28 protein-coding genes, 1 tRNA gene and 1 riboswitch are annotated in these 24,583 nt (G+C 61.4%); of the genes, 8 read left to right on the forward strand and 21 right to left on the reverse strand.

Going from position 1 to position 24,583, the window contains the following annotated elements; all coding sequences use genetic code 11:
- Positions 1-3: 3 nt before the first annotated feature.
- Positions 4-429, reverse strand: a complete 426-nt coding sequence (locus tag BLQ09_RS10410) for a low affinity iron permease family protein (RefSeq protein ID WP_027604355.1) — start codon at positions 427-429, stop codon at positions 4-6.
- Positions 430-604: 175 nt separating this feature from the next.
- On the opposite strand from BLQ09_RS10410, the gene BLQ09_RS10415 reads away from it, so the two are divergent.
- Entirely contained in the window at positions 605-1,387 is a 783-nt protein-coding gene (locus tag BLQ09_RS10415; RefSeq protein WP_027604354.1) for a GNAT family N-acetyltransferase, read from the forward strand.
- Here the strand turns inward: BLQ09_RS10415 and BLQ09_RS10420 are convergent, their stop codons facing one another.
- The 5 genes from BLQ09_RS10420 to BLQ09_RS10440 all read right to left on the reverse strand — a co-directional run bounded on the left by BLQ09_RS10420 (position 1,388) and on the right by BLQ09_RS10440 (position 4,088).
- Positions 1,388-1,888, reverse strand: coding sequence for a methylated-DNA--[protein]-cysteine S-methyltransferase (locus BLQ09_RS10420; RefSeq protein WP_027604353.1), 501 nt, complete (start codon positions 1,886-1,888; stop codon positions 1,388-1,390).
- 93 nt (positions 1,889-1,981) lie between these two features.
- Complete coding sequence (locus BLQ09_RS10425; protein ID WP_027604352.1) at positions 1,982-2,323, reverse strand: hypothetical protein; 342 nt, start codon at positions 2,321-2,323, stop codon at positions 1,982-1,984.
- 88 nt (positions 2,324-2,411) lie between these two features.
- Positions 2,412-2,822, reverse strand: coding sequence for a type II toxin-antitoxin system HicB family antitoxin (locus BLQ09_RS10430; protein WP_027604351.1), 411 nt, complete (start codon positions 2,820-2,822; stop codon positions 2,412-2,414).
- A 22-nt stretch (positions 2,823-2,844) separates the two neighbouring features.
- Complete coding sequence (locus BLQ09_RS10435; protein WP_092356533.1) at positions 2,845-3,027, reverse strand: type II toxin-antitoxin system HicA family toxin; 183 nt, start codon at positions 3,025-3,027, stop codon at positions 2,845-2,847.
- A 164-nt stretch (positions 3,028-3,191) separates the two neighbouring features.
- A complete protein-coding gene (locus BLQ09_RS10440) occupies positions 3,192-4,088 on the reverse strand; it encodes a LysR family transcriptional regulator (protein WP_027604350.1) in 897 nt (298 codons plus the stop codon).
- A gap of 95 nt (positions 4,089-4,183) precedes the next feature.
- Here BLQ09_RS10440 and BLQ09_RS10445 point away from each other — a divergent pair, with 95 nt between their 5' ends.
- Together BLQ09_RS10445 and BLQ09_RS10450 are read left to right on the forward strand one after the other, a co-directional pair.
- On the forward strand, positions 4,184-5,347 hold the full coding sequence (locus BLQ09_RS10445; RefSeq protein WP_092356536.1) for an MFS transporter: 1,164 nt from the start codon (positions 4,184-4,186) through the stop codon (positions 5,345-5,347).
- Positions 5,344-6,534 (forward strand): MFS transporter, encoded by a 1,191-nt coding sequence (locus tag BLQ09_RS10450; RefSeq protein ID WP_092356539.1) that lies wholly within the window; start codon positions 5,344-5,346, stop codon positions 6,532-6,534. Before BLQ09_RS10445 ends, BLQ09_RS10450 begins: the two co-directional genes overlap by 4 nt.
- Positions 6,535-6,539: 5 nt before the next feature.
- On the opposite strand, the gene BLQ09_RS31240 is transcribed toward BLQ09_RS10450, so the two are convergent.
- A complete protein-coding gene (locus tag BLQ09_RS31240; protein WP_051429321.1) occupies positions 6,540-6,782 on the reverse strand; it encodes a helix-turn-helix domain-containing transcriptional regulator in 243 nt (80 codons plus the stop codon).
- A 425-nt stretch (positions 6,783-7,207) separates the two neighbouring features.
- On the opposite strand from BLQ09_RS31240, the gene BLQ09_RS10460 reads away from it, so the two are divergent.
- The gene (locus BLQ09_RS10460; protein WP_027604347.1) at positions 7,208-7,447 is read left to right on the forward strand and encodes a DUF6124 family protein; all 240 of its coding nucleotides are present in this window, start codon (positions 7,208-7,210) and stop codon (positions 7,445-7,447) included.
- Positions 7,448-7,515: 68 nt separating this feature from the next.
- Here the strand turns inward: BLQ09_RS10460 and BLQ09_RS10465 are convergent, their stop codons facing one another.
- A complete protein-coding gene (locus BLQ09_RS10465; RefSeq protein ID WP_092356542.1) occupies positions 7,516-7,821 on the reverse strand; it encodes a DUF6482 family protein in 306 nt (101 codons plus the stop codon).
- Positions 7,822-7,841: 20 nt separating this feature from the next.
- A complete protein-coding gene (locus BLQ09_RS10470; protein ID WP_027604345.1) occupies positions 7,842-8,366 on the reverse strand; it encodes a DUF3833 domain-containing protein in 525 nt (174 codons plus the stop codon).
- 496 nt (positions 8,367-8,862) lie between these two features.
- Here BLQ09_RS10470 and BLQ09_RS30960 point away from each other — a divergent pair, with 496 nt between their 5' ends.
- Positions 8,863-9,231, forward strand: coding sequence for a hypothetical protein (locus tag BLQ09_RS30960; protein WP_133822129.1), 369 nt, complete (start codon positions 8,863-8,865; stop codon positions 9,229-9,231).
- Positions 9,232-9,240: 9 nt separating this feature from the next.
- Positions 9,241-9,750, forward strand: a complete 510-nt coding sequence (locus BLQ09_RS10480) for a GNAT family N-acetyltransferase (protein ID WP_092356545.1) — start codon at positions 9,241-9,243, stop codon at positions 9,748-9,750.
- A gap of 143 nt (positions 9,751-9,893) precedes the next feature.
- Here BLQ09_RS10480 and BLQ09_RS10485 read toward each other — a convergent pair.
- The 11 genes from BLQ09_RS10485 to BLQ09_RS10535 form a co-directional block, all read right to left on the reverse strand.
- A tRNA-Gly gene (locus tag BLQ09_RS10485) sits at positions 9,894-9,967 on the reverse strand.
- A 110-nt stretch (positions 9,968-10,077) separates the two neighbouring features.
- Entirely contained in the window at positions 10,078-10,962 is an 885-nt protein-coding gene (locus BLQ09_RS10490) for an alpha/beta fold hydrolase (RefSeq protein ID WP_027604342.1), read from the reverse strand.
- 304 nt (positions 10,963-11,266) lie between these two features.
- Positions 11,267-11,959: a pseudouridine synthase gene (locus tag BLQ09_RS10495; protein ID WP_027604341.1), complete on the reverse strand. Its 693-nt coding sequence runs from the start codon at positions 11,957-11,959 to the stop codon at positions 11,267-11,269.
- The gene (locus BLQ09_RS10500) at positions 11,949-12,155 is read right to left on the reverse strand and encodes a cysteine-rich CWC family protein (protein WP_027604340.1); all 207 of its coding nucleotides are present in this window, start codon (positions 12,153-12,155) and stop codon (positions 11,949-11,951) included. The genes BLQ09_RS10495 and BLQ09_RS10500 overlap by 11 nt, the downstream gene beginning before the upstream one ends.
- Before the next feature lie 47 nt (positions 12,156-12,202).
- Positions 12,203-15,808 (reverse strand): urea carboxylase, encoded by a 3,606-nt coding sequence (uca, locus tag BLQ09_RS10505; protein ID WP_092356548.1) that lies wholly within the window; start codon positions 15,806-15,808, stop codon positions 12,203-12,205.
- 163 nt (positions 15,809-15,971) lie between these two features.
- Entirely contained in the window at positions 15,972-16,601 is a 630-nt protein-coding gene (locus tag BLQ09_RS10510; RefSeq protein ID WP_092356551.1) for an urea amidolyase associated protein UAAP2, read from the reverse strand.
- A 9-nt stretch (positions 16,602-16,610) separates the two neighbouring features.
- Positions 16,611-17,336, reverse strand: a complete 726-nt coding sequence (locus BLQ09_RS10515; RefSeq protein WP_027604337.1) for an urea amidolyase associated protein UAAP1 — start codon at positions 17,334-17,336, stop codon at positions 16,611-16,613.
- Complete coding sequence (locus BLQ09_RS10520; protein WP_092356554.1) at positions 17,333-18,097, reverse strand: ABC transporter ATP-binding protein; 765 nt, start codon at positions 18,095-18,097, stop codon at positions 17,333-17,335. Before BLQ09_RS10520 ends, BLQ09_RS10515 begins: the two co-directional genes overlap by 4 nt.
- On the reverse strand, positions 18,094-18,909 hold the full coding sequence (locus BLQ09_RS10525; RefSeq protein WP_027604335.1) for an ABC transporter permease: 816 nt from the start codon (positions 18,907-18,909) through the stop codon (positions 18,094-18,096). Before BLQ09_RS10525 ends, BLQ09_RS10520 begins: the two co-directional genes overlap by 4 nt.
- Before the next feature lie 12 nt (positions 18,910-18,921).
- Positions 18,922-19,989 (reverse strand): putative urea ABC transporter substrate-binding protein, encoded by a 1,068-nt coding sequence (locus BLQ09_RS10530; protein ID WP_092356557.1) that lies wholly within the window; start codon positions 19,987-19,989, stop codon positions 18,922-18,924.
- Positions 19,990-20,049: 60 nt separating this feature from the next.
- Positions 20,050-20,151, reverse strand: a riboswitch (guanidine-I (ykkC/yxkD leader).
- A 167-nt stretch (positions 20,152-20,318) separates the two neighbouring features.
- Positions 20,319-21,941, reverse strand: coding sequence for a methyl-accepting chemotaxis protein (locus BLQ09_RS10535; RefSeq protein ID WP_092356560.1), 1,623 nt, complete (start codon positions 21,939-21,941; stop codon positions 20,319-20,321).
- 262 nt (positions 21,942-22,203) lie between these two features.
- On the opposite strand from BLQ09_RS10535, the gene BLQ09_RS10540 reads away from it, so the two are divergent.
- Positions 22,204-22,575 carry a hypothetical protein gene (locus BLQ09_RS10540; protein ID WP_081744398.1) on the forward strand — a complete coding sequence of 124 codons (372 nt, stop codon included), beginning with the start codon at positions 22,204-22,206 and terminating at the stop codon, positions 22,573-22,575.
- 55 nt (positions 22,576-22,630) lie between these two features.
- Here the strand turns inward: BLQ09_RS10540 and BLQ09_RS10545 are convergent, their stop codons facing one another.
- Positions 22,631-23,743, reverse strand: a complete 1,113-nt coding sequence (locus BLQ09_RS10545) for an enoyl-CoA hydratase/isomerase family protein (protein ID WP_092356563.1) — start codon at positions 23,741-23,743, stop codon at positions 22,631-22,633.
- A 136-nt stretch (positions 23,744-23,879) separates the two neighbouring features.
- Here BLQ09_RS10545 and ung point away from each other — a divergent pair, with 136 nt between their 5' ends.
- Positions 23,880-24,572 (forward strand): uracil-DNA glycosylase, encoded by a 693-nt coding sequence (gene ung, locus BLQ09_RS10550; RefSeq protein WP_092356566.1) that lies wholly within the window; start codon positions 23,880-23,882, stop codon positions 24,570-24,572.
- Positions 24,573-24,583 lie beyond the last annotated feature (11 nt).

Below are 24,583 nucleotides of genomic sequence, written 5' to 3' on the forward strand. Positions count from 1 at the left end.
TTTTTATGCCTGGTTCAGATCGGTCTTGTTCGGGGCCGCATCGTCGGCCGCGTGGCCACAGCTGCTGTTCAGGCTGACGGTGCCGGTGTTGCCGATGCTGCGGTATTCCTGGCGCAGTTTTTCCAGTTCCTTGCGGTCCAGGCCGTCCAGGCTCAGCACGGCGTTCTGCGCATCCTTGGAGACCCGCAGCAGTTCATCGATCTTGATGTGCAGGATGTCGTTATCGCGGTTTTGGGTGTTCTGGATCAGGAACACCATCAGGAAGGTGATGATGGTGGTCGAGGTGTTGATGATCAACTGCCAGGTGTCGTTGTAGTGGAAGTACGGACCGCTCAAGCTCCACAGGAAAATCAACGCGACCGCCGCATAGAACGTCCGGGCACTGCCTGCCCAACGGGACAGGGATTGTGAGACTGCAGAGAATTTCATGACCGTTTTCCTTAAAGGTGAGTGATGAAAATACTGACCGCAGGCACGCTCTGAAATTTCTTTTTACAACTTAGGGTGTGAGCAACATCGTGCGTTTTCTGCACGGTTCTTAGGAGTGAGCCTACGGCGCTCTGCAGCGATAGGCGCAAGACTGGGTTTTTATGCGGAAATTCCCATGCACGCTGATACCGCCTGCGACCTGCCTACGCTTTATCACCAGACCGAAGATCATTATTTCGCCGCGACGTGCTCGCTGCATCGCCGCTACAACGCCTGTATCAACGCTTACTTTACCGGCGAATATTTCGACCCGTGGAACCTGTTGTTTATCCGGGTCGGCAGTGCCCCGCTGGGGGGGGCTATGACAGCGCCCCTGGACCTGCTTCGTCGTATTTTCCTGGATACGCGCGTCGTGATTCATGAGGAAAAGGTCGGTGCGGTAGCCGAGGCCCTCATCGGGCTGGGCTTTCAGCCTGCCGAAAAGACCACTGCGATGGTCCTCGATCTGTCGGGTTTTGTTTTATCTACGGATGACCGCTCGGTGCAGATCAGCTTGACTCGGAACCTGGCCCACTGGGCAGTTCCCCTTGGCAATGCGTTTTCGATGGCGCCCGAGGGTGTTGCACGTTATCAGGCCCGGCACCAGCGGGCCCTTGAAACGGGCCAATCGCTTTACCACTTCATCCTTTCCACCGAGGGGCAGGTGAGGTGTTCGTTGACTTTATCCATGTGGAATGGAGAGGCACGGCTTAGCGATTTCGGCACGCTCGTGGATTTTCGCGCAAGAGGTTATGGCACGCGATTGCTTCAAGCCGCCCTGCTTCACGCTGCAAGCCTGGGGGCCCGGCGCTGTTTTCTTGAAGCGACGATGGAGGGGATCTCGCTGTATCGCAAGCTGGGTTTCGAAGGCTTATTCGATTACCAGGCTTTTACTCGAGGGCCGGTTGCAATTGCCTGATCAGAAGCTCATTTTCACCTGGCTGCAGTCCTCAAGCGTCAACAGATACTGCTTGGCGTCGAGTCCTCCGGCAAACCCGGTCAAGGTGCCCGAGGCACCAATCACTCGATGGCACGGCGCAATGATCGAGATGGGATTACGCCCATTGGCGGCGCCCACGGCTCGTACGGCTTTCGGGTTGCCAATTTGCCGGGCGATCTGGCTGTAGCTGCGGGTTTCGCCAAAAGGAATAGTCAGCAGCGCCTGCCAGACCTGCTTCTGAAAGGCGGTACCGGTGAAATCCAGTTCCAGGTCGAATGTGTGGCGAGTCCCCGCAAAGTACTCCTTCAACTGGCGCTCGGTTTCCAACAGCACCGGGCTGTCGTTGGCTTCGTGCAATTGACCCAGGCGCACACGGTTGGCGCGCTCGACTTCCCACAGGATGGCACTGAGCTTGCCATCGCGCGCCACCAGGGTGAGCTCACCGACAGGGGAGGGCATGAGCTTGTATTCGTAAGACATGAGCGGGCTCCTCGAGGGGCAGTTGTTAAACGCTACAGGCCTACGGTATTGCCATCCGCCGGACTGAACACTACGTTTCTTGCGGTGGAATTCTCACTGGCCCTGGACATTCCAGTAAACCCAGTTGGAATAGTACGGGTACCAGTAGAACCAGGAAATCCTGTAGAGCCCCATGATGACTGAGGCCTCCCCGATGGCGACCAGGGAAATCAGATTGAACAGCGTGACGATTGCAGCGAATGCGGTGACGCCTCGGCTGGCATGGCGCCTGGCAAACACTACGCCGTAGACGGATGCGGCGATGGATCCGAGCGCCAGCCCCAGCCCCAAGGGGTACGGAAGTCGCACCAGCGCGACCAGCAGTGGCAACACCAGCACCCAGCCGAGTACTTGGCGCAGAACAGGTGTGGATGTGGGTTGTTTGGGTTCAATCATGGCAATAACCCTGGGGCCGCAAGCTCAATGAAGCGACATCATCACGCTATGGATGCAGTGCCGCATTCAGACTTTGCTCCCGTTGCAGCTACCGATCCTGTTGCAGCACCTTGAGCGCCGCCGACGCGAGGAAGCCGGAGCGGCTTTTTTCCTCCGGGTGGTGCAGTACGTATTCATCGATGCGGTTGAGCAGGTAGCCCGGCAACGTGATGTTGAGTTTTTGCGCCTTGCCCAGGTACTTGGTGACATCGATGTCTACAACCGCCCAAGTGCAGCCGGCGTACTGAGGGTTGGCGGCATGCACGGTGACCTTCTGGGCGCTCGGGATCGGCGCGCCGTCTTCCGCGAGGATTTCGAAGTGCCCTTCGATGGCTTCGCGCGCCATGGCCATGGCGTCGTCCAGGTCGTCGCCGGCAGAGTAGCAACCGGGAATATCCGGGACTTCCACGCCCCAGGCGTGATCGTGGTCACCGGTTGAAATTGCGATGGGGTACAGCATGTTCGTTGTCCTCCAGGGACGATTAACTCAACAGAGTTTGTTTCAAAATGCTCTTGGCGGTCTTGTCCAACAGGTCTTTCTTTGGATGGGGGATCGTCACCAAGCCAGGCTTCGTCGGGTGCTTGAAGTGGTGATGACTGCCTCTGATGCGCACCAGGTACCAGCCGTCTGCGACGATGTGACCTATCAAGTATCGGCTATCCACAGCACCTCCTTGTGGTGTGTGTTGGTGGTGACTATAACCACTGAAAATAAATTATCAACACTCTACCTACCAGTCTTCGATGGCCGGTATTTCGGCAGGTGGTGAATGCAGTGTAAAAGCCAGTGGGATCGGCGCTGTGGGGAGGTATTGCGAGGTTTTTCGGGTCATTGCCGGATGTGTAATGCCTCTCCTATAACGGCAAGAAACGCGTCAATCAACACACTGTGTCTTTCGGTCGGCGTCAACACCAACAACTGCGCACACGCATCCGCCTCCACCAAAGGCCGATAAGTCACGCCTTTGTTCATCAAACTCCGGGTACAGGCCGGTACCAGCGCCACCCCTTGCCCGGCGGCCACCAGTGCAATGATCGAAGTGATCTGCCGTCCGGTCGGTCCGGCATGCAGGGGCACGCCATGGTGGCGGTAAAGCTGCTCGATGGACTGGTTCAGCCCCGAGCCGTAATCGGCTGGAAACAGAATCAAAGGATAGGCACTGAGCTGCGCCAGGCTGATGTCGGCCTGGCAGGCCAACGGGCTGTCACTCGACACCGCTGCCACCAAGGGTTCCTCGCCCAACGACAGCGTTTGCACTGCGTCGTTTTGTGGCAACAGCCGGCTCAACCCAATATCCAGCCGTCCATCGGCCACTTGCGCACCGAGACTGCCGGAGGCGCATTCCACCAGGGTCAGTTGTACATCGGGAAAGCGTTGGGCGAAGGCCTGGATCGATTGGCTGAACAGGTCCGACAGGGCAATCGAGCTGACGTAGCCCAAGGCCAGTTGACCCGCTGTCCCTGCTGCCAACTTCCCGGCAATCACCTGAGCCAACTCCACCTGTTCCAACACGCCACGTGCATAGGGCAAGAACGAGCGTCCCTGTGCGGTGAGGGTCACGGTGCGGCTGGTGCGATCGAACAGCTTGAAACCCAACTCTGCCTCCAGCGCTGAAATATGCCGGGTCAAAGGCGGCTGGGCGAGGTGCAGGCGCAGGGCCGCGCGACCGAAGTGCAATTCTTCGGCGACGGTCAGAAAGTAACGCAGCTTGCGTAGGTCGAGCATCCTGATCCTTGGGTATCAATCGGTCGGAATTCGGTATTGGTTTAAGACCCGCCGGCCATTCTATAAAGACCTTTCAAAATAAAACGAGAGGTTTCATGAAACCGCGCCTGCATTGTGCCCGCCTTGCCCTGTTCCTGTGTGGCTGCGCGGCGTTTCTCAACCTCTATGCGACCCAAAGCATCCTCCAGACGTTTGCCGCGCACTTTCATATCAGTGCCAAGGAGGCGGGCTGGAGCATCACCGTCACCACCCTGGCGGTGGCGATCACGGCACCTTTCGTCAGTCGCCTGACCGGACGTTTTGCACAACGCACGGTGATCTCGGTGGCCGCTGTGTTGCTGGCGGTGCCGGCATTGATGACCGCTTATGCCGACAGCTTTGCCGAAGTGCTGGTGTGGCGCTTTGTCGAGGGCATGCTGATCCCGGTGCTGTTCGCCACCAGTGTGGCCTACATCGGCGACCGCTGGAGCGGCGGCACGGTCACGGAGGTGACGAGTCTCTACGTCGCGGGCACCGTGTTGGGCGGGTTCGCCGGGCGCTTCGTCACCGGAGTCATGACCGAGTATGTGGGCTGGCGTGAGGCCTTTGAAGTGCTCGCGGTGCTGAGCTTGATGGTCGGCGGATTCATCCAGTTTCTGTTGCCGGCCAACCGTCCGCGGACCGTGCAGGTTAAAGCCTCCTCGTCAGGTGTATTTCGCCAGCCGCTGTTGGCCGCATACGCCGTAGGTTTCTGCGTGTTGTTTTCGCAAGTCGCGGCGTTTACCTACGCAGGTTTGTACTTGGGCCTGCCGCCGTTCAACCTCGGGCCTGCGGCGTTGGGGACGCTGTACATGGTGTTTCTGTTGGCGTTGATCGTGATCCCCATCGCCGGACGCCTCAGCAAAGCCCGGCCCCATGCCCAACTGCTGGGTGTCGCCGCCGTGCTGGGCGTCAGTGGTTCGGCGTTGACCCTGATGCCCTCCCTCTGGTGCATCGTAGTCGGCCTGGCGTTCAGTTCCACCGGTGTGTTCCTCGCCCAAGCGGCCGCCAATGGGTTTATCACCGCTACCGCGGGCGATAACAAGACGGGCGCTGTCGGTGTGTATCTCACCTGTTATTACCTGGGCGGCAGTGGTGGCGCCATTGTCCCGGCGCTGATCTGGGAACGTTGGGGCTGGGCCGGTTGCGTGGTGCTGATCATCGGTTTCCAGCTGCTGACCTTGTTGATCGCCTTGACCGGCTGGAAGCCTCTTAAACCTGAGCTGATTCCTGCACCATGAACGACACAGTCGCTGTGCCTTCGCCCGAATCATCGACGCGCCGTCGCGCCTTGTGCGCCGGTTGCAGCGCCCATGCCGTGCATGATGGGCTCACTGATGTGATCTACGTTTTGCTGCCTGTCTGGCAGGCTCAGTTCGCCTTGTCCTACGCCCAGATCGGCCTGCTGCGTGGTGCCTATTCCGGGGTGATGGCCGTGTTCCAATTGCTGGCCAGCCGCGCCGCCAGACGCTGGGGCCGCACACCGATGCTGGTGGGCGGCACGGCGCTGGCGGGTACTGCCTACTTGTTGGTGGGGCAGGCTACAGGGCTGAGCGTGTTGCTGGTGGCGCTGCTGCTCGGCGGCCTGGGCGCCAGCACCCAGCACCCATTGGCCTCGTCGATGATCACCGACGCCTACGAGGACGGCGGTGGGATCAAGCAGGCGCTGTCCCAGTACAACTTCTCCGGCGATATCGGCAAAACCTTGATTCCTGGTCTGGTCGGGCTGCTGCTCACCGTCATCAGTTGGCGGGCCAGCGCCACGTTGCTGGGCCTGCTTGGCCTGGCGGCGGCGGGGCTGTTGTGGTGGCTGATTCCTGCTCAAGCATCCGAATCCACCGCCACAAAAACAGCCAAGTCCCTCAGGGGTAGCGGCTCCGCCACGGGCCTGCGCGCGCTGATCCTCACCGGCACCCTCGACAGCGCCGTGCGCATGGGATTTCTCACTTTCCTGCCGTTCCTGCTGCAAGCCAAAGGCGCCGGTACTGCTGGCATCGGCCTCGCCCTCACCTTGCTGTTCATCGGTGGTGCCTTCGGCAAACTGTTCTGCGGCTACCTCGGCGCACGCATCGGCATGATGAAGACCGTGTGGATCACGGAAACCAGCACTGCAGTGCTGATCGTCGCGGCGGTGTACCTGCCGCTCAGCGGGTTGATGGTGATGCTGCCGCTCTTGGGCCTGGTGCTTAATGGCACCTCCTCGGTACTGTACGGCGCCGTGCCCGACCTTGCCGGCGCGGGCAAGCGCGAGCAGGCGTTTGCACTGTTCTACACCGGCACGATTGGGGGTGGCGCGCTGGCGCCGGTGGTGTTTGGTGCAGTGGGGGATGTGCTTGGCGTGCCGGTGGCGGTGATGGTGTTGGCGGGGATGTTGGGTGTGACGTTGCCGTTGGCGTGGGTGGTGCAGAGGAGTGGGGTTGAGGCTTAAAAGGCTCACTCTCGGGTACTTGGAATTTTTTGCTTAAATGCCACGGAGTCGAACGGCTGAGGTTCTCGGCTGGACTCAACCATCGCCAGTTCTGCCCGGATTTTCTCACGGGCTTTGGCCGCAAAATCGACAGCCCTTAGGAACTCTGATTTATCACCCTCTGCAATCACCTGAGAAAGGTATTCGTGGATGGCTTCCTGGCTGTCGAGCAGGTCAACAATATCGAAAGCGGTCAATGGCTGAGTCATGATCAAACCTGCGTATGCATTTCTGGTGGGCTGGGGCCATGGACAATGATGTGAGTGGTAGGTTGAATTCAAACGTTCTTCAACGGCTATTTGTTGCCAAAAGCTTCGATTTCTTCACGCTTCGAGCATGAGTCTGAACCTTGCGGCATTGCCTACACAACGATCAGACTCGTCCGAGTTGTGCGCCTTGGACGGCCTCTTTAAGGTTCGTCAGCCGCTGCCCATCAGCGGTCGGGTTTAGTAGCCCGATATAGTTCTTGGCGTGTAGCTGTTCGTTGAGTTAGGCACTTTAGTGCCCGTGCTTGACGGTAGCTGTATGCAGGGCGCTTTCGAGCGCGCCGGTTCTAAGAACTTCCCGGTCTACTAACCTGCGTACAGCTGCCACCCTTACCCTGTGGGTGGTGGTCCTTACCGAGGATCAACAGATGTGTACTGACTCATGCAATCCATCCGTAAAACTGTTCAGCGTCCGCCCCGAAATCGACACTCAAGCGCTGCTCGCCAACGCCTACGAAACCATCGCCGGTGCAGGTGCCATGACCCACGAGTTCGTCGAAAGCCTGCCCTCTCAACAGCGCTACCTGGCCCTGGCCATTCAGCAAATGATTGAACTGGGCCTGCTGCTGGTCGAGGCTGTTCAGGACCGCGTGGACCGAGCCGCGTAGGTCACCCGTACGGTGTAAACGGCTTGCCTTCCCAGGCCGCCCATACCACGGGGGAGGGGAGCCAGGATTTACAGTGTCGCCGCCAGCGAAAACGGAATGCGCAACGCACCGATAGGCCCTTCACGCGTACCGCACATTTCATCGTGAACGCAGTGTTGCACCAGTACGCAAGGAAACGGCGGAACCCGCTGCAACAGGTCGCGTAAATGCGTGGTGGACCCGATGCGCATCGGCTTGCCCTGATCGTCCAGTAACGTCGCCTCGATGTGCTCCAGCCTGACGCGAGCGATATAGAAACCACCCTCCAGGGACAGCAACTCCAGCTCACGTATTTCGCCTTTCCCGGCCAGCTCGGCCAGCATTTGCATATTCATGATTGACCCTCGCTCGTGGCTCATTGGCGACGAAAGAACAGTGTGACCTGACCCCACTCGACACCGAACTTGGACATGCTCGAGCGGTTGATCAAGGTGTCCTCGTCCATCAGGTACATCCAATCGTCAAAGCTGACTTCGTACACCGAGCCATCCACCGGCAGGTTGAGCCGGTAGCGCCAACGCAGCGCATTACCCGCCACTTCGCCGATCGCCTCGCCCACCACATCCCCGGCTCGTCCGCGCCAGCGTCCTGGGCCGTCCGGCGTCAGTGTCCACACTCGTTGCTGGCGCGTGCCATCGCTGTACAAGAAACGCTCATCCAGAATCAACGCGTTGCCCTCGCGCCGGCTGGCAATATCGACCTCAAAGCGCTTGGCCACTTCCCCCGAACGCTTCTGGAAGATGCCCCAGGCTTTCACCGGTTTACTGAAGAAGCGCTCCAGGTCCAGTTTCGGTTGCTGGTCGGCGTAGTGGTCGACACCCACGTTGGCGCAGCTGCTCACACTCAATGCCAGCAACAGTGAAACCCATAGACGCGTCATGACCAGGCTCCTTGAGCGTGCGAGGCGCGATGCCAACGCTTGGGCCTGATACTTGTACATAATTCATTGTTTGTACATGTTTTTGAGTGCGCGAGGGATGTTGAAATTTCGGGCATTGCCTACGCAATCATCGGAAGCGTCGGTGTTGTGCGTGTTGGACGAGGTACTTATGGTTTGCCAGCGACTATCCGCGCTTGACCGCAGCTGTATGCAGGGCATTTGGAGTGTGCTGGTGTCCCGAAAAAAGCTACCCCATAGATCAAATGAGAATGGGTTGAGCAGGCCTTACAGAGCACCAGAGGGGAGAGAAGTGGTGGAAAAAGTCTTATTTGATCGTTTGGCGCAAAGTCTGTGGCAGATGGACGAAATCGTTCGAAGTGAACATGGAGGCGTATCGCGTTCTATCTCACTCAGTCGGGGCAAGTCCGAGAGGCAAGGCCTGAGGATAGGCGTAAAGTCCAATGTGCTAGGATTCACGAATACAGAGGGATGCATCGTGAACAAACCGGTTCAACCAAAAAGCACGCAGCTGACCGCCGACAAGGTGTCGGCTGCTTTGTCAGACGCCGACGCGGTGGTTGAGCGACATGCCTCGAAAAGCCTGGCAAGTAGTGCGTTCAGTCGCACCAGTGGGCTTAAGACTCGTTCAATGCGTGCTACGCATCTTTCGAGTGTGGAACGCGAGCTGGCAGAGCTCAAGAAAGTTGTAGCAGCGCTGGCTGTACGCTCTGTCGCGCATGAAGAAATGGCTTTTGATTTGGACCTTTACGGCGTCACTGTGCTTGATGCCGGTACCGCACACCAACTGTTGGATACGCCACCAGAGCCGACAGAGGCTCTGCAAAAATTGCTCGCCTTGCGCTAAGGCCTCTCAATGGATTTCATTACCGTCAATTTTAACAAGTCTATTGACCGTTCTGCTTTCGATTGTGAAGTTCACCCAGCGCTAAACGCTTATATCGCCCAGCACGCAGGGCAAGACGAAAAGCGCAACGTTTCTCGAACATTCATGTACATCGAAAGGGGCATTTTGCTCGGCTACTATGCTTTGGCGAATGCATCTGTTGCGGTTGACGAACTGAGTGAAGACCAAAAAAAGCGGATGCCCGGATACCCCATGCCGGCAGTGCTTTTGAGTCGTTTGGCGATTGATAAAAGCAGGCAGGGCGTGGGGCTTGGCCAGCGGCTCATGTCCGACTTCTTCAGGCGGGTTTATACGGTGTCCAAACAATCGGGCGTAGCGTTTGTAGTCGTGGATGCTAAAGATCAGAGAGCTGCAAGTTATTACCAGGCTAAGTTGGGTTTCGTGGCGTCAACGAATAATCCTAGGCGTCTAATATTGTCCACTGCAACTCTGATCAAAGGATTCCGGGCGGTGGCTTGAGTTGCTGGTGAGCAGGAAGAATAAGTAGAGGCGTTCCCCAATAAAGCTGATTCTGGAAAGCCCATAAAAAAACCGGCCACCAAGGACCGGTTTTTTTATGCATCCCCCGCCAAAATCCTGCCGGCGTGGAATCTATGTCTGAGTGGAGCGGGTGAAGGGAATCGAACCCTCGTTATCAGCTTGGGAAGCTGGAGTAATGCCATTATACGACACCCGCTCAGAGCGGCTGACTTTGTACCAGATGTGCGCCGGGATTTGAAGTTTTTCTTCGGAATTTGTGCAGCTTGCCGTGGCGAGCACGTCCGTTCGCCACGGCAAGCCTTCATTTCAGATGGCGAATGCATGCTGCGTCTGGCCCTGGTGATAACGCAATCGGCTGGCTTGCCGTTCCGGTTTCAAAAAGCCCACCACCGCGTCCCGGCTGTCCCGGCAGGCGGCCTTGTGCTCCATATCCAGGAAGTGCCCCGTCGCCTGGATGGTGCTGAAGCTGCTCTTCGTCACGTACTGCCCGAACTGCCTGGCATCCTCGGCGCTGGTGTATTCGTCCCATTCGCCGTTCAAAAACAGCACCGGCACATCGATCTGCCGCGCGGCCTTGAGGTAGCACAGGCGGTCGTTGTGCAGTACCTGGCTGATGTGAAAATGCATCTGCCCGTATTCGTGCTCGGCCAGGCTGCTCACATGCTTGTAGTTGAAACGCTTGAACAGCGACGGCAGGTGTTTGCCGATGGTGCTGTTGATCAAGTGCCCGACGCGGTCGCGGTCGAGGTTGCCGAGGTAGTCGACGCCACGCTCGAGGTAGTCGCGCATCGGCGCGTTGATCACCGGCGAGAACGAGCTGATCACGGCCTTTTCCACACGCCGTGGCCGCTGGGCGAGGGCCACCAGGGTGGCGGCGCCGCCCCAGGAGAAGGACAGCACGTGCTCGGCGGCGAAGTGGTCGATAAGCTCCAGGAGGATCTGGCCTTCGACTTCCTTCGTCAGCATTTGCTCATGACGGTTATGGATTTTGGAGCGACCGGCGTAGGGCTGGTCGTACAAAACCACATTGAATTGCGGGTACAGGCTTTTCACGGTTTGGGCGAAGGAGGCCGTGGTGGCCAGCGAGCCGTTGACCAGGATGATGGTCTTTTCAGCAGCATCCGCGCGGTAGAACTCCGTGTAAACCCGATACTGACCCTGTATATCCAACACAGCGATTTCTGGCCTCATGTCGTAAGACTCCTGGCAAGCGGGTAGGGCGCGCAGATCACTCTGCACGAGCTTTATGACAGGTAGGCATACGCCTGGAAGATGAGAGCCCATGTCGGTCCGATGACGGCTGGCCGACGGCTGTTGTTAGGGCGGGCTGTTTGCCTGGGAGGCCCGTAGATCAAGCGCGGGCGGGGCAAGGTGTTTCTTGGAGGTTATAGGCGACTCGCCAGTCATAATTTGGCTGACGGTTTGATTCAAGCAGTAGACCGGGGATGCCGCAAGTCGCGCAAATGGGTTTTTGCCATCACCGGCCGAACGGTCGTCAGACCTGTCGGATTTCTTCCTCGGACAGCGCCCGGTACTTGCCGGGCGCCAGGGCCGCATCCAAGCCCAATGGGCCCATTCGCTCACGGTGCAGGCCGATCACTTTGTTGTTGAAGTGCCCGAACATGCGCTTCACCTGGTGATAGCGGCCTTCGATGATGCTCAGCCGGGCCAGGCGTGGCCCCAGCAGCTCCAGCTCGGCCGGTTGCGTGGTCAGGTCTTCAAAGGCGAAATAAAGGCCCGCTGCAAAGGTTGCCGCGTATTCGGGGCCGATGTCCTGCTCCGTCTCTACCCGATAGACCTTGGGCAACTTGGTCTGCGGTTGCGTCAGGCGCCGCGACCACTGGCCGTCGTTGGTGATCAGCATCAGGCCGGTGGTGTTGAAATCCAGGCGGCCGGCGATATGCAGCTCGTCTTTGTCCGGCTCATCCAGCAGGTCCAGGACGGTCGGGTGTTGCGGGTCTGAGGTCGCGCTGACGCAGCCCTGGGGTTTGTGCAGCATGAAATAGCGCGCCGCTTTGCCCACCTGCAGTACGTCATCGTCCACGCACACGCGGCTGAATTCGCGCACTTCATGATGACGGTCGCTGACTGCCACGCCATCCACCTTCACCCGCCGCTCCACCAGCAACACGCGCACTTGCTGGCGATTGAAACGCGGCAGGTTGCTGAGGAAACGGTCAACGCGCATTGCGAAGCTGCTCATCCACCTGAGCACAGCGCGGGCACAGGCAGGCTGTGTTGCGCAATGCATCGGGCAGCGCTTCAAGCACCGCCGGGTCGATGGTGACGCTGTAGCACCAGCACGGCTGGTCGGCGGTGCGTGGGTCGGCCAGGGTGCAATTGTTGCGGGCCCCGCAGGCGGGGCAAAGGGTTGGCGTGGTCATGGTCGGTGTGGCAGGGCCTCGGAAGTCCCTGCACGATACAGCGCCGGTCAGTCCCGTTCCAGCACCACGACCCGTTGGCCGGCGCCAATGCCGCTGCCCGGCTGCACCGGGATTTCCCGCACCGCCCCGGCAAAGGGCGCCAGCACCGGGATCTCCATTTTCATCGACTCCAGAATCACCAGCACATCCCCGGCGGCAACCCGCGCACCCACGGCCACCGGCACCTGCCAGAGGTTGCCGGCGATAGGGCTGTCGATGCTGTATTCATTGGCCTTGAGCAGCGTGTCTTGCGCCGCTGGCGCCGCGAGCTCTTCGCTGTCGAAATGCGCCTGGCCGCTGACGATCCAGCGCTCACGCTCGGCATTGAACGCCTGTTGCTGTTGTTCACGAAAAGCACTGATCCCCGAGGCTTCCCGCGCAAGAAATGCCTGGTAATCCGCCAGGTTCAGGGTGCTCTCCTCGATATCCAGCTCGAAGCGTCCCAGGGGGAAATCCCGACGAATCCGTACCAGCTCATCCGCGCTCACGGGATAGAACCGAATCTGATCGAAGAAGCGCAGCAGCCACGGCTTGCCGTCAAACGCCGCCACTTCGCGATAGCGGTTCCACATCTGCAAGGTGCGCCCGACAAACTGATAACCGCCGGGCCCTTCCATGCCGTACACGCACAAATACGCGCCGCCGATGCCCACCGAATTTTCGGCGGTCCAGGTGCGGGCCGGGTTGTATTTGGTGGTCACCAGGCGATGACGCGGGTCCAGCGGCGTAGCCACCGGCGCGCCGAGGTAGACGTCGCCCAGGCCCATCACCAGGTAGCTGGCGTCGAACACGGTGTGGCGCACTTCATCGAGGTTGGCCAGGTCGTTGATGCGACGGATGAACTCCAGGTTGCTCGGGCACCACGGGGCGTCCTTGCGCACGGTGGTCATGTATTTTTCGATGCCCAGCTGGCACGCCGGGTCGTCCCAGGACAGCGGCAGGTGCACGATGCGCGAGGGCACCTGCAGGTTTTGCCGGGTGCACACGGCGGTCCACTCGTGGCTGATCAGTGCGATCAGGTCGGCGAGGGGCAGTTGTTCCGGCTGGTAGTGGATCTGCAACGAGCGGATCCCGGGCGTCAGGTCGATCACGCCCTTCAGCGCTCGGGTTTCCAGGGCCTGCATCAGGGCATGGGCGCGAAAGCGCAGCACCAGGTCCAGCTCCGGCGCGCCGATTTCCAGCAGCAGGTGGGTGTCGCCGGCGAGGCGCGCGACCAGGCGGGTGTCGGCGTGGCCGATGTCCAGGATGATGGGGGATGCCAATTGCTCGATGCGGGCGGCTGACCGAGTTGGTCCCATCGCGAGCAAGCTCTGCTCCCACAGGGTTTCGGCATTCTTTTGATCCCAGTTCAGGGCAAGGTCGCGGGCGGTCTTGAGGTCCACCGGTTCAAAGCGAACCTTGTCACCGGCCTTGAGCTGGCCGAGTTGCCAAAGGTCCGCCTCGATCACCGTGACCGGGCACACGAAACCGCCCAGGCTCGGCCCGTCCGGTCCCAGGATCACCGGCATGTCACCGGTGAAATCCACCGCGCCGATGGCATAGGGGTTGTCATGGATGTTCGATGGATGCAGCCCCGCTTCACCGCCATCGGTACGCGCCCACAATGGCTTGGGCCCGATCAGCCGAACACCGGTGCGGCTGGAGTTGAAATGCACTTCCCACTGCGTGGCGAAGAACGTGTCGATGTACGCCGGCAGGAAGTATTCCGGTGCGCCGTGGGGGCCGTAAATCACCCGCAGTGTGCGGACCTCCGGCAGCGGTTCAGCGACTGATTGTTGCCCGGCGTTCCGGTCTTCCAACGGCAACAGATGCAACACATCGCCCGCCCGCAAGGCGCGCCCGCCATGCCCGCCAAACTGGCCGAGGGTGAAGGTGCTTTTGCTGCCCAGATAGTCCGGCACTTGCAGCCCGCCACGCAGGCACAGGTAACTGCGCGCCCCGGCGCCGGCGAGGGTGCCCAGGCTCAGGACCGACCCGGCCTCAATCAACAACGCGGTGTTCATTGGCACGGCTTGATCATTCAACCGCAGCGGGATTTCAGCGCCGGTCACGGCGACCACCGCCGCGCAATTGAAGCGCAGCAGCGGCCCGCTCAGGGTGATTTCCAGCGCCGCTGCTCCCTCCTCGTTGCCCAGCAGGCGATTGCCCAGGCGCAGCGCGCGGCTGTCCATCGGCCCCGACGGCGGCACGCCCACGGCCCAGTAGCCGAGGCGGCCGGGATAGTCCTGCACACTGGTTTGCGTGCCTGCGCTGATCACTTCAAACGTGGCGGCCACGTAGACCAGGCCTTCCAGGCACCGCGTCCACGGCCGGCCATTGGCAAAGGGCGGAGCCAGCAGGATTTGGCACAGGTAATCGCGGTTGGTTTCCACGCCGTACAACCGACTGTCACTCAACGCCCGGTGCAGATCCAGGCGCGCCTGTTCGCGGGTGGGCGCCCAGGTGATGAGCTTGGCGATCATCGGGTCGAAGTACGGCGGGATCTCGCAGCCGGCTTCCACCCAAGTGTCGATTCGCAGGCCCTCGGCCAGCGGGAAATCCACACAGGTCAGCAAGCCAGGGCTGGGCTGGAAATCGCGGCCCGGGTCTTCGGCATACAGGCGCGCCTGGATCGCGTGGCCCCGGGGGGTTAACTCGAGTGTGTTCAGCGGCGGCATTTCCCCGGCCGCCAGTTGCACCATCCAGCGCACCAGGTCCACGCCCCATACCTGTTCGGTGACGCCGTGTTCCACCTGCAAGCGCGTGTTCACTTCGAGGAAGTAGAAGCGCCCGTCAGCACTGTCATAGATAAATTCCACGGTGCCGGCGCTGCGGTAGTTCACGGCCTTGGCCAGGGTGATGGCGGCGGCGCACAGGGCCTCGGCCATGCCTTCGGGCAGGTTCGGCGCCGGGGTTTCTTCGAGGACTTTCTGGTTGCGCCGTTGCACCGAGCAGTCGCGCACGCCGAGGGCGATCACTTCACCGGCGCCGTCGCCGAACACCTGCACTTCCAGGTGGCGCGCGTGCTCGATGTACTTCTCGATAAACACGCCGGCATCGCTGAAATTGTTCTGCCCCAGGCGTTTGACCGCCTCGAAGGACTCGCTCAACTCCACGCTGCTGCGGCATACGCGCATGCCGATACCGCCACCGCCGGCGGTGCTTTTGAGCATCACCGGGTAGCCCACGGCGTCGGCGGCCAGCAACGCAGAGGCGAGGCTGTCGAGCAGTTCGGTGCCTTCCAGCAGCGGGATCTTGTGTTGCTTGGCCAGGGCGCGGGCGGTGTGCTTGAGGCCAAATACCCGCAGCTGTTGCGGCGTCGGCCCGACAAAGGCGATGCCGGCGTTTTCACAGGCTTCGGCAAACTCGGCGTTCTCCGACAGGAAGCCGTAGCCGGGATGGATCGCCTTGGCCCCACAGGCCTTGGCGGTGGCGAGGATTTTGTCCACCGCCAGGTACGTACTGGCCGCTGCGCCTTCACCGAGGCTGTAGGCCTCGTCGGCTTGCTGGATATGCAGGCTCGCCGCATCGGCCTCGGCGTACACGGCGATGCCCTTGACCTGCAGCTCGCGCAAGGTACGCAGGATGCGGCAGGCGATGGCGCCACGGTTGGCGATCAACAGTTTTTCGAACATGGCAAAACCCTGCGGGCCGTCCCGCAAAGTGGGGGAGCACTGCGGTCGTCCGCAGTGGGTGCAGTCAGTGTGGATCCCAGATTGGCGCGCTATTGTTTGCGGATGCACTGCCCGGCTCGGGATTGGCACAGGGCAAACAGCCAACGGCGCAGGCGCTTGAGTTTCAGTTCCATACCAGCAGCTCCGCAGGGGTGGGGTTGTAGGCGTTGCATGGGTTGTTCAACTGCGGGCAGTTGGAGATCAGCACGATCACATCCATCTCCGCCCGCAGGTCGACGTACTTGCCGGGGGCGGAAATGCCGTCTTCGAAGGTCAGCCCGCCGTCGGCCGTCACCGGCACATTCATGAAGAAATTGATGTTCGGCCCGATGTCGCCTTTGCCCAGGCGGCCGTCGTGGGCACAGGCGCGCAGGTAGTTGTCGCGGCAGCTGTGCATGTAGCGTTTTTCCAGGGCGTAGCGCACGGTGTTGCTCTCTTGGGCGCAGGCGCCGCCGAGGGTGTCGTGGCGTCCGCAGGTGTCATCGACGATGGTCAGCATCGGCTGGCCGAGGTTGGAATACAGCACGCTGCCGGTGCCCAGGTACACGCTGTTCTGCCGGCGCAACGTGCGTTGCACGTCGTAGCGTTCACGGGGGGTTTTCACGCTGTAGAACAACGTGTCGACGGCCTGGTTGCCCTCCAGGTCGAGGATGCGCAGGGTCTGCCCGGCCTTGACCTCCATCAGCCACGGTTCGCCGGCGGGGATGGTTGCGCGGTAAACGGCCGCGTCCGGTTGTTTCAGTGCGATAGACATGGCAGCTCCTCAGGCGAACAGGCGGTCGGTGTTGATAAAGCCGCGCTCGTTTTCCGGGCGCGAGGTGCGGCAGTGTTCGGCGACGCTTTTGTCGGCGTTCATCCAGCTCAGTTTCAGCGGTTGCGGGGCGTATTGCGGGTTCGGGTCCATGGGGTGTTGCAGCGCGGTGAGCACTACCAGGGTGTCCATCGGCGCGTAGAGCTCGATGTAATCGCCGGCCTTGGAATGGCCCGGTACAAAGTGCAGGCCTCCGTCGCTGTCCACCGTGACTTTGCTGAACAGGTTGAGGGTCATCAGCAGGTCGGACAGGCCCAGGCCCCACTTGCCCAACTCCACCAACAGGTTGTCGGTGCCGTTGCGGAAGAAGCCATTGCGCAGTTCCTGGTAGCGGCCCTGGCCGTATTTCTCGGCGACTTCGGCGGCGCACAGTACGCCGCCGATGCTGTCGCTCCAGCCGCAGGTGTCGGCGGTGATCGCGGCCAGCACGCGGCCCATGTCCGAGTACAGGCAATGGCCGGTGGTGAGCTTGGCGGTGTGTTGGCATTTGAGACTGTCGGGCAGGTTCAGGCGCTCGGTTTTTTCGTTGGCGTTGAGCAGGGTCAGGCTGACGTTGGCGCCGCCGCGCAGGTCGGTCAGGCGCAGCAGTTGGCCGCGCTTGAGCACGAACGAACGGTGGCCGCCGCCGGGCAGCATTTCTTCGGCAAAGGGTGGGAACAGTTGGGTGGAATCGGTCATTTGGACGTGGCTCCAAGTTCGGCGGCGAGCGCCTTGCGGCGTTCGCTGTTCAAAGGGATGTCGTAGGTGATGCGCGCGCCGTAGGCGCCGGGGGCGTGGGGATCGACGCGAACCTTGTCGAACACCAGCAGGCGCGTGCCGAGGCTGAAGCCTTCGCTCAGGTCATGGGTGACCATGAACACCGTCAGCCGGGTTTCGCGCCACAGCGCCAGCAGCAGCTGGTGCATGTCCTTGCGAATGCCCGGGTCGAGGGCGCCGAAGGGCTCGTCCAGCAGCAACACGCGGGGTTTCATGATCAGGGCCTGGGCGATGGCCAGGCGTTGTTGCATGCCGCCGGAGAGCTGCGCGGGGTACTTGTCCAGGGCGTGGCCGAGGCCGACCTTGTGCAACAGCGCGGCAGCCTGTTCCCGGGCGTCCTTTTTGGCTTTACCGAACAGCCGGCCCAGCAGGCGAGAACGTGGCAGTTCCAGGCCGAGGGCGACGTTGTCGAGCACAGTCAGATGTGGGAACACCGAGTAGCGCTGGAACACCACGCCACGGCTGGCATCCGGCTCGGCGGCGAGGGCCTGGCCGTCCAGCAGGATCTGGCCCTTGCTCGCGCTTTCCTGGCCCAGCAGCAGGCGCAGGAAAGTCGACTTGCCACAGCCGGACGTGCCCACCAGCGTGCAGAATTCACCCTCGGCGACCTGCAGGTTGAGACCTTCGAGCACCACCTGATCGCCATAGCGCTGCCACACATTATTGACGCTGATAAAACTCATGCCCGCGCTCCTTCGTACCAGGGGAACGCACGCCGGGTCAGGGCCTTGAGGCCCCAGTCCATCAGCCAGGCGAGCAGGGTGATCCACACCACATAGGGCAGGATCACGTCCATCGCCAGGTAGCGCCGTACCAGGAAGATCCGGTAGCCCAAACCGTCGGTGGAGGCGATGGCTTCGGCGGCGATCAAAAACAACCACGCCGAGCCGAGCATCAACCGCAGCGAGATCAACAGACGCGGCAGCAATTGCGGCAATACCACACGCAGCATCAGGGTCCAGGTGGAGGCGCCGAGGGTCTGCGCCTTCACCAGCAGCTCGACCGGAATTTCCCGCGCGCGCTGTTCCAGGTCTCGGGCCAGGCACGGGGTGACGCCGATGACGATCAGCATCACCTTGGACAATTCCCCCAGCCCGAACACGATGAACAGGATCGGCAGGATCGCCAGCGGCGGCACCATCGACAGCACCGTCAGCAACGGTGACAACGGCGCGCCAAACAGCGGCAGCGTGCCGGCGGCGATCCCCAGGCACAGGCCGGCGAGGGCGCTGATGCCCAGGCCGATGGCGAGGCGCCGCAGGCTGGCGGCGCTGTCCTGCCACAGCACGTATTCGCCGGTGCGGGTGTCGGCGTTGAAGGCCAGGCGCTTTACCGCGTCAAGCATTTGCCCGGCACCGGGCAGCAGCTTGTCGTTGGGGTTGTCCGCCAGGCGCTCGGCCGAGCCCACGAAGTAGGCGAACAGCAGCAGGGCGAACGGCAGCAGCACCAGCAACAGGCGGCTGGAACGGTCCGGGTGACGGTTGATCAGGCGCATGGCCGGGTCCTCTTACAGCTTGCCGTCGGCGGCCATCTGTACGTAGCTGGGGTCGAACTGCAGCTTGAGGTTGGCCTTGTCGCCACTGGTCACACCGTTGGCGAAGCGCATGCCCACGGCGCTGGCGTCCTTGGCGCCTTCACCCAGCAGGCCGTGTTTAAACGAGAACTCGGCGACTTTGCCCATGGTGGCGGGCAACTGTGGACTGATGGCGAAGGCCAGGGCTTCCTGGGGCGTGGCGAACAGCTTGGTAGTGTCCAGTTGCGACTGGAAGCCCGCAAGGTCCGTGCCGGAGGCCTTGGCCATATGTTCGAGGGCTGCGGTGCTGGCGGGGCCCTTGGCGCTCATCAGCGCGACCACTTCGAACCAGGCGCCGGTGAGGGCTTTGCCCAGCTTGGGGTTGTCTTTGAGGACCTGGGTGTTGACCACCATCATGTCCATGATTTCGCCGGGCACTTTGCTCGAGTCGAACACCTGGCTCACCCCAGGCTTGGCCTTGATCTCCGAAAGCATCGGGTTCCAGGTGGTGACGGCCTGGACCTGGTCGGTGTTGAACGCCGCCGCGATGTCGGCATCGGAGGTGTTGACCACCTTCAGGTCTTTTTCCGTCAAGTCCGCCGACTCCAGCGCGCGGGCCAGCAGGTAGTGGGACACCGAGAGTTCCACCAGGTTGACGTTCATGCCCTTGAGGTCGGCCACGGTCTTGCCGGTGCCCTTGATCACCACGCCGTCGTTGCCGTTGGAGAAGTCGCTGACCACCAGCGCGGTGCTGTCCACGCCACCGGCGGCGGGGATGGTCAGGGCGTCCATGTTGGTCATGGTGCAGCCGTCGAACTGGCCGGCGGTGTATTGGTTGATGGATTCGACGTAGTCGTTGAGCTGCACCATGTCGATGGTGATGCCGTACTTCTTCGCCCACTTGTCGAGGATGCCTTGGCTGCCGGCGTACTCCCACGGCATCCAGCCGGCGTAGATCGTCCAGCACACGCTGAAGTGTTTTTTGGGGGCGGCTTGGGCCTGGACGCTCAGCACGGCGGCAAAGACGACGGCGAGCAGGGCGGGTAAACGGATTGAGGGCATGGGTCTTCTCCAGTTGATCAAGGGCGAGCAGGAGCAACGCGGCACCGTGAACGGTGGCTTGTCTCCCGGGCTTTTATCCCGCCGTGTAACCTCAACTGGAGGTCGCCAACTCTCGGACCAGCCACTCGCTTTCGGCGAGCCGGAACCCTAGTCGGCCATTGCAAATTGTGGTGCCGCGAACCTGTATCAATCCTGCACGCAAGAGATAAAGCGAGAGTCGTGCCAAGTGGCTTCGATGCCCGGCGGTTCAGCCGGGCGGGCGGGAGAGGAGGGTGTAGAAGAGGGCGGTGTGCGCCACGCGGGTGCGTCGGCGCACTGCTATGAGGCGCTTACAGCTGGAACTTGCTGACCAGCACATTGAACGAGGTGGCCAGGCGCGACAGGTCCTGGCTGGAGGCGTTGGTCTGGTGCGCACCGGCGGCGGTCTGGGTGGACAGGTCCTGGATGTTGAGCAGGTTGCGATCCACCTCCCGGGCCACCTGGGCCTGTTCCTCGGACGCCGAGGCGATCACCAGGTTGCGCTCGTTGATGCTGGCCACGCTGGCGGTGATGCGCTCCAGCGCCTGGCCGGCGTTTTGCGCCAGGGTCTGGGTGTTGTTGGCCCAGGTCAGGCTTTTGTTCATGGCGGCCACGGCGCCATCGGCACCGGCCTGGACTTCACCGATCATTTTCTCGATGTCGACCGTGGAGGTCTGGGTGCGGTGGGCCAGCGCGCGCACCTCATCGGCCACCACGGCAAAACCACGGCCTTGTTCACCGGCTCGGGCAGCTTCGATGGCGGCATTGAGGGCCAGCAGGTTGGTCTGGTCGGCAATGCCGCGGATCACATCGATCACCTTGCCGATTTCGCGCACCTGGTCGGCGAGGTCGGCGACCGATTGGGTCGAATCGTTGATCTCGACCACCATCGATGACATGCCCGACACGGCCTGCTCCACCTGCTGGCGACCGTCCTCGGCTTCGGCGGTGGCCTGGCGCGACGCCTCGGAGGTCGACACGGCGTTGCTCGCCACTTCGTCGACCGCTGCGGTCATCTGGTTGACGGCGGTGGCGGCTTGCTGGATTTCGTCGTTCTGGCGGGTCAGGCCGCGGCTGCTTTCGTCGGTGACCGCGCTCAGCTCTTCGGCGGCTGACGCGAGCTGGTCGGAAGCGTTGGCGATTTCCACCAGGGTGCTTTTCAGGCCGCCCTGCATATCCGACAACGCCATCAACAGTTGCCCGGCTTCGTCGGTACGCTCGGTAACGATGGCTTGGGTCAGGTCACCCTTGGCAATGCGCTGCGCGCCTTCCACCGCCTGGGCGATGGGGCGGGTGATGAGCCGCGTGATCAGCACGCCAATGATGATTGCAATGATGAAGGCCAGCACGATGCCGGCAATCATCCAGGTCATCGCACTGTTGCGCAGATCGTCGGCGGCGGCGGCGCCTTCCTTGATCTGGCGGTTATTGGAGTCGACCATCACGCGAATCAGCTCACGTGCCTGGCGGAACAGTTCATTGTTACTGGTGTTGAGCTGCGTACGGGCTTGCTCAAGCTGGCCGGCATCGAGCATCGCGATGATGCGTTCGGAGTTACTGACGTAGGTGGGCCAGATCTGGTCGAACTTGTCGCCGGCTGCCCGTTCGTCATCTTCCAACGGTGTGGCGCGATAAATGGCGTAGGCGGTCTGGCTGCGTTTGAGTTCGTTGGCGATGTCCTGGCGCACGCGTTCGCGGTCCTGCTGGGCCACATCGCCATTGCTGGCATCCACCAGGCGATACAGGCCACGGTTGTGGGCGACCATGCCATTGAGGGTGGCGGCGGTATTGCTCACCGAGACCAGGTTGTTCGAGAAGGTCAGTTCAAGCGCCGAAGCCAGCCGTGTCACGCCCTTGATACCCAAGGCGCCCACGACGAGGGTGATGAACGCGCACAATACAAATGAGAGCAGCAGTTTGGTTGAAATCTTCATGACTGGAATCCGGGTATGAGGGGAGGAAGCTCGCGCTAGAGCCTCCCTGGCATTGTGCGATGTCGTAATGACATCATGCAAATCCGGAAAGTTTCAGTTCGTACAAAAAAGCCCTGTTCATGACGGTTACACACATGTTTCAAACTATTGCGAAAACGCACCAGTTTCGTTTTTTGATGTCAGATATTTCGTCATTCAGTGAAAGCTGAATGCCGCCCCCCAGCGTCGCTGGAGGTGCTCTTCCGCGGTCCAGGAGGCCGCCATGTATCGACGACTGCTGCTCAGCGCTTTACTCGGTCTGACCCTTTCCGCTTGTGTGCCCTACTACGATGGAGGCCAGAGCTACTACCGTTCCGAGGTCTACACCTCACCGGCGCCGGCTTATTACTATGGCGGCGGCACGGCGTATCAATATCGCCGTGATTACTACCCGTCGCCGCGTTACTACGCTCCGGCACCGCGTTACTACTCGGCACCGCGTTATTACCAGCCGGCGCCTCGCTATTACCCGTCAGGGCCAAGGGCCGGTTACCGGCCTTACCCGAACCAGGGCTGGGGGGATCGTTGGAACAATGGCGGGCATGGACGCGGTGGCGATCATGACCGTGGAGGTGGCCGCGGCGGTCACCGTTGACCGGCCTGTATGACAAGCGGCGCATGAAGCGCCGCTTTTTCATGGGCGCAAAACCTCAGTAATCGGACAAGTCCGCCAGCGGGTGCCGGCCTTCCCACGCCTTGGTGAAGTGCGCCTGCACCACGGCGTCCGGGACCGTATTGATGTCCGGCCAATGCCAATGGGGCTTCTGGTCCTTGTCGATCAACCGCGCGCGCACCCCCTCGCTGAATTCCGGATGGCGGCAGCAGTTCAGGCTCAGGGTGTATTCCATCTGGAACACCTCGGCCAGGGACAGATGGCGGGCCCGCTGGATCTGTTCCCACACCAGGTGCGCGGTCAGCGGGCAGCCTTCGCTCAATGTCTTGCCGGCGCGATTGAACAGTGGGTCCGCGTGGTCACGCAGCGGGCTCAAGGCGCGCCAGGCGCTGCGCACATCGCCGACGTCCAGCCATTCGTCGATCTGTGCCCGGCGCGGCAGCCATTGCGCCTCGGGTTGCTGGGCCACGGCTTCCTGGGCCAGGGCCTTGAACAGGCTGTTGAGCTGTATCGCGGTCTGCTCCTGCCAGTTCAGTTGCAGCAAGCCATCGAGCAACTCGTCTTGTTGATCGTCGCGCAGGAAACGGTCGGCCAGGCCCAGGTCCAGGGCGTCACGGCCGTTGATATGGGCGCCGGTAAGGCCAAGGAATAAGCCCAGCTTGCCCGGCAGGCGCGACAGGAACCAACTGGCGCCCACGTCCGGGTACAGGCCGATGCTGATCTCGGGCATGGCCAGGCGGCTGCTCGGCGTGACAATCCGTATGGCCGCACTTTGCAGCAGGCCCATGCCCCCGCCCAGCACGTAACCGTGGCCCCAGCAGATCAGCGGCTTAGGGTAAGTGTGCAAGCGGTAGTCGAGGCGGTATTCCGCGGCAAAAAACTGTGCGGCCAGGGCCGGCACTTCACCCGGCTGCTCGCGGCAGGCCTGGGCCAGGCTGCGCACTTCGCCCCCGGCGCAAAACGCCTTGGGCCCGTTGCCACGCAGCAGCACGCAGACGATGGCCGGGTCTTTGGCCCAGGCCTCCAGGCGATCTGTCAGGGCCAGGATCATCGGCAAAGAGAGGGCGTTGAGGGACTTTTCAGCGTCGAGGCTGGCGATGCCGACGCGGGCGCCGCCACTGCCGGTCAGTTCTTCGAAGTGCAGATTCATCGTGACCTCAATCGAGAAGGTGAAGGATCAGTATGATCGCTTCGTGGGAAAGTGCTGGTGGTGTGTCAGATCAATTGACAAGCAGGGCCGGCTTTCCTAGGGTTCGCCTCATTCTTTTCTACAAGACATTTCAACTATGACCGAAGGCGACCGTATCAAACTCGAACCCAGCTGGAAACACGCCCTGCGTGATGAGTTCGATAAGCCCTACATGGGCCAGTTGCGCGAGTTCCTGCGCCAGGAACATGCCGCCGGCAAAGAGATCTACCCGCCCGGCCCGCTGATCTTCAATGCGCTTAACTCAACGCCGCTGGACAAGGTCAAGGTGGTGATCCTCGGCCAGGACCCGTACCACGGCCCCGGCCAGGCCCACGGTTTGTGCTTCTCGGTACAACCGGGCGTGCCGTCGCCGCCGTCCCTGGTCAATATCTACAAAGAGCTCAAGCGCGACCTGAACATCGACATCCCCAACCACGGCTGCCTGCAGAGCTGGGCCGACCAGGGCGTGTTGCTGCTCAACACCACCATGACCGTGGAACGCGCCAACGCCAATGCCCATGCGGGCAAGGGCTGGCAGTTCTTTACCGATCGCGTTATCGAGGTGGTCAGCGAGCACCAGCCGCACCTGGTGTTCCTGTTGTGGGGCGCCCATGCCCAGGGCAAGCAGAAGTTGGTCGATGCCACCAAGCATTTGGTGCTGACGTCGGTGCATCCGTCGCCGTTGTCGGCGTATCGCGGGTTCCTGGGGTGCGGGCATTTCAGCCGCACCAACAAGTTTCTTGAGCAGAACGGCGAAACGCCGATTGAGTGGCGGTTGCCGCCGCTCTAAGGCCAGGCACA

Origin of the sequence: Pseudomonas sp. NFACC25 (genome assembly GCF_900100935.1) — a bacterium.
GTDB lineage: Bacteria > Pseudomonadota > Gammaproteobacteria > Pseudomonadales > Pseudomonadaceae > Aquipseudomonas > Aquipseudomonas marginalis.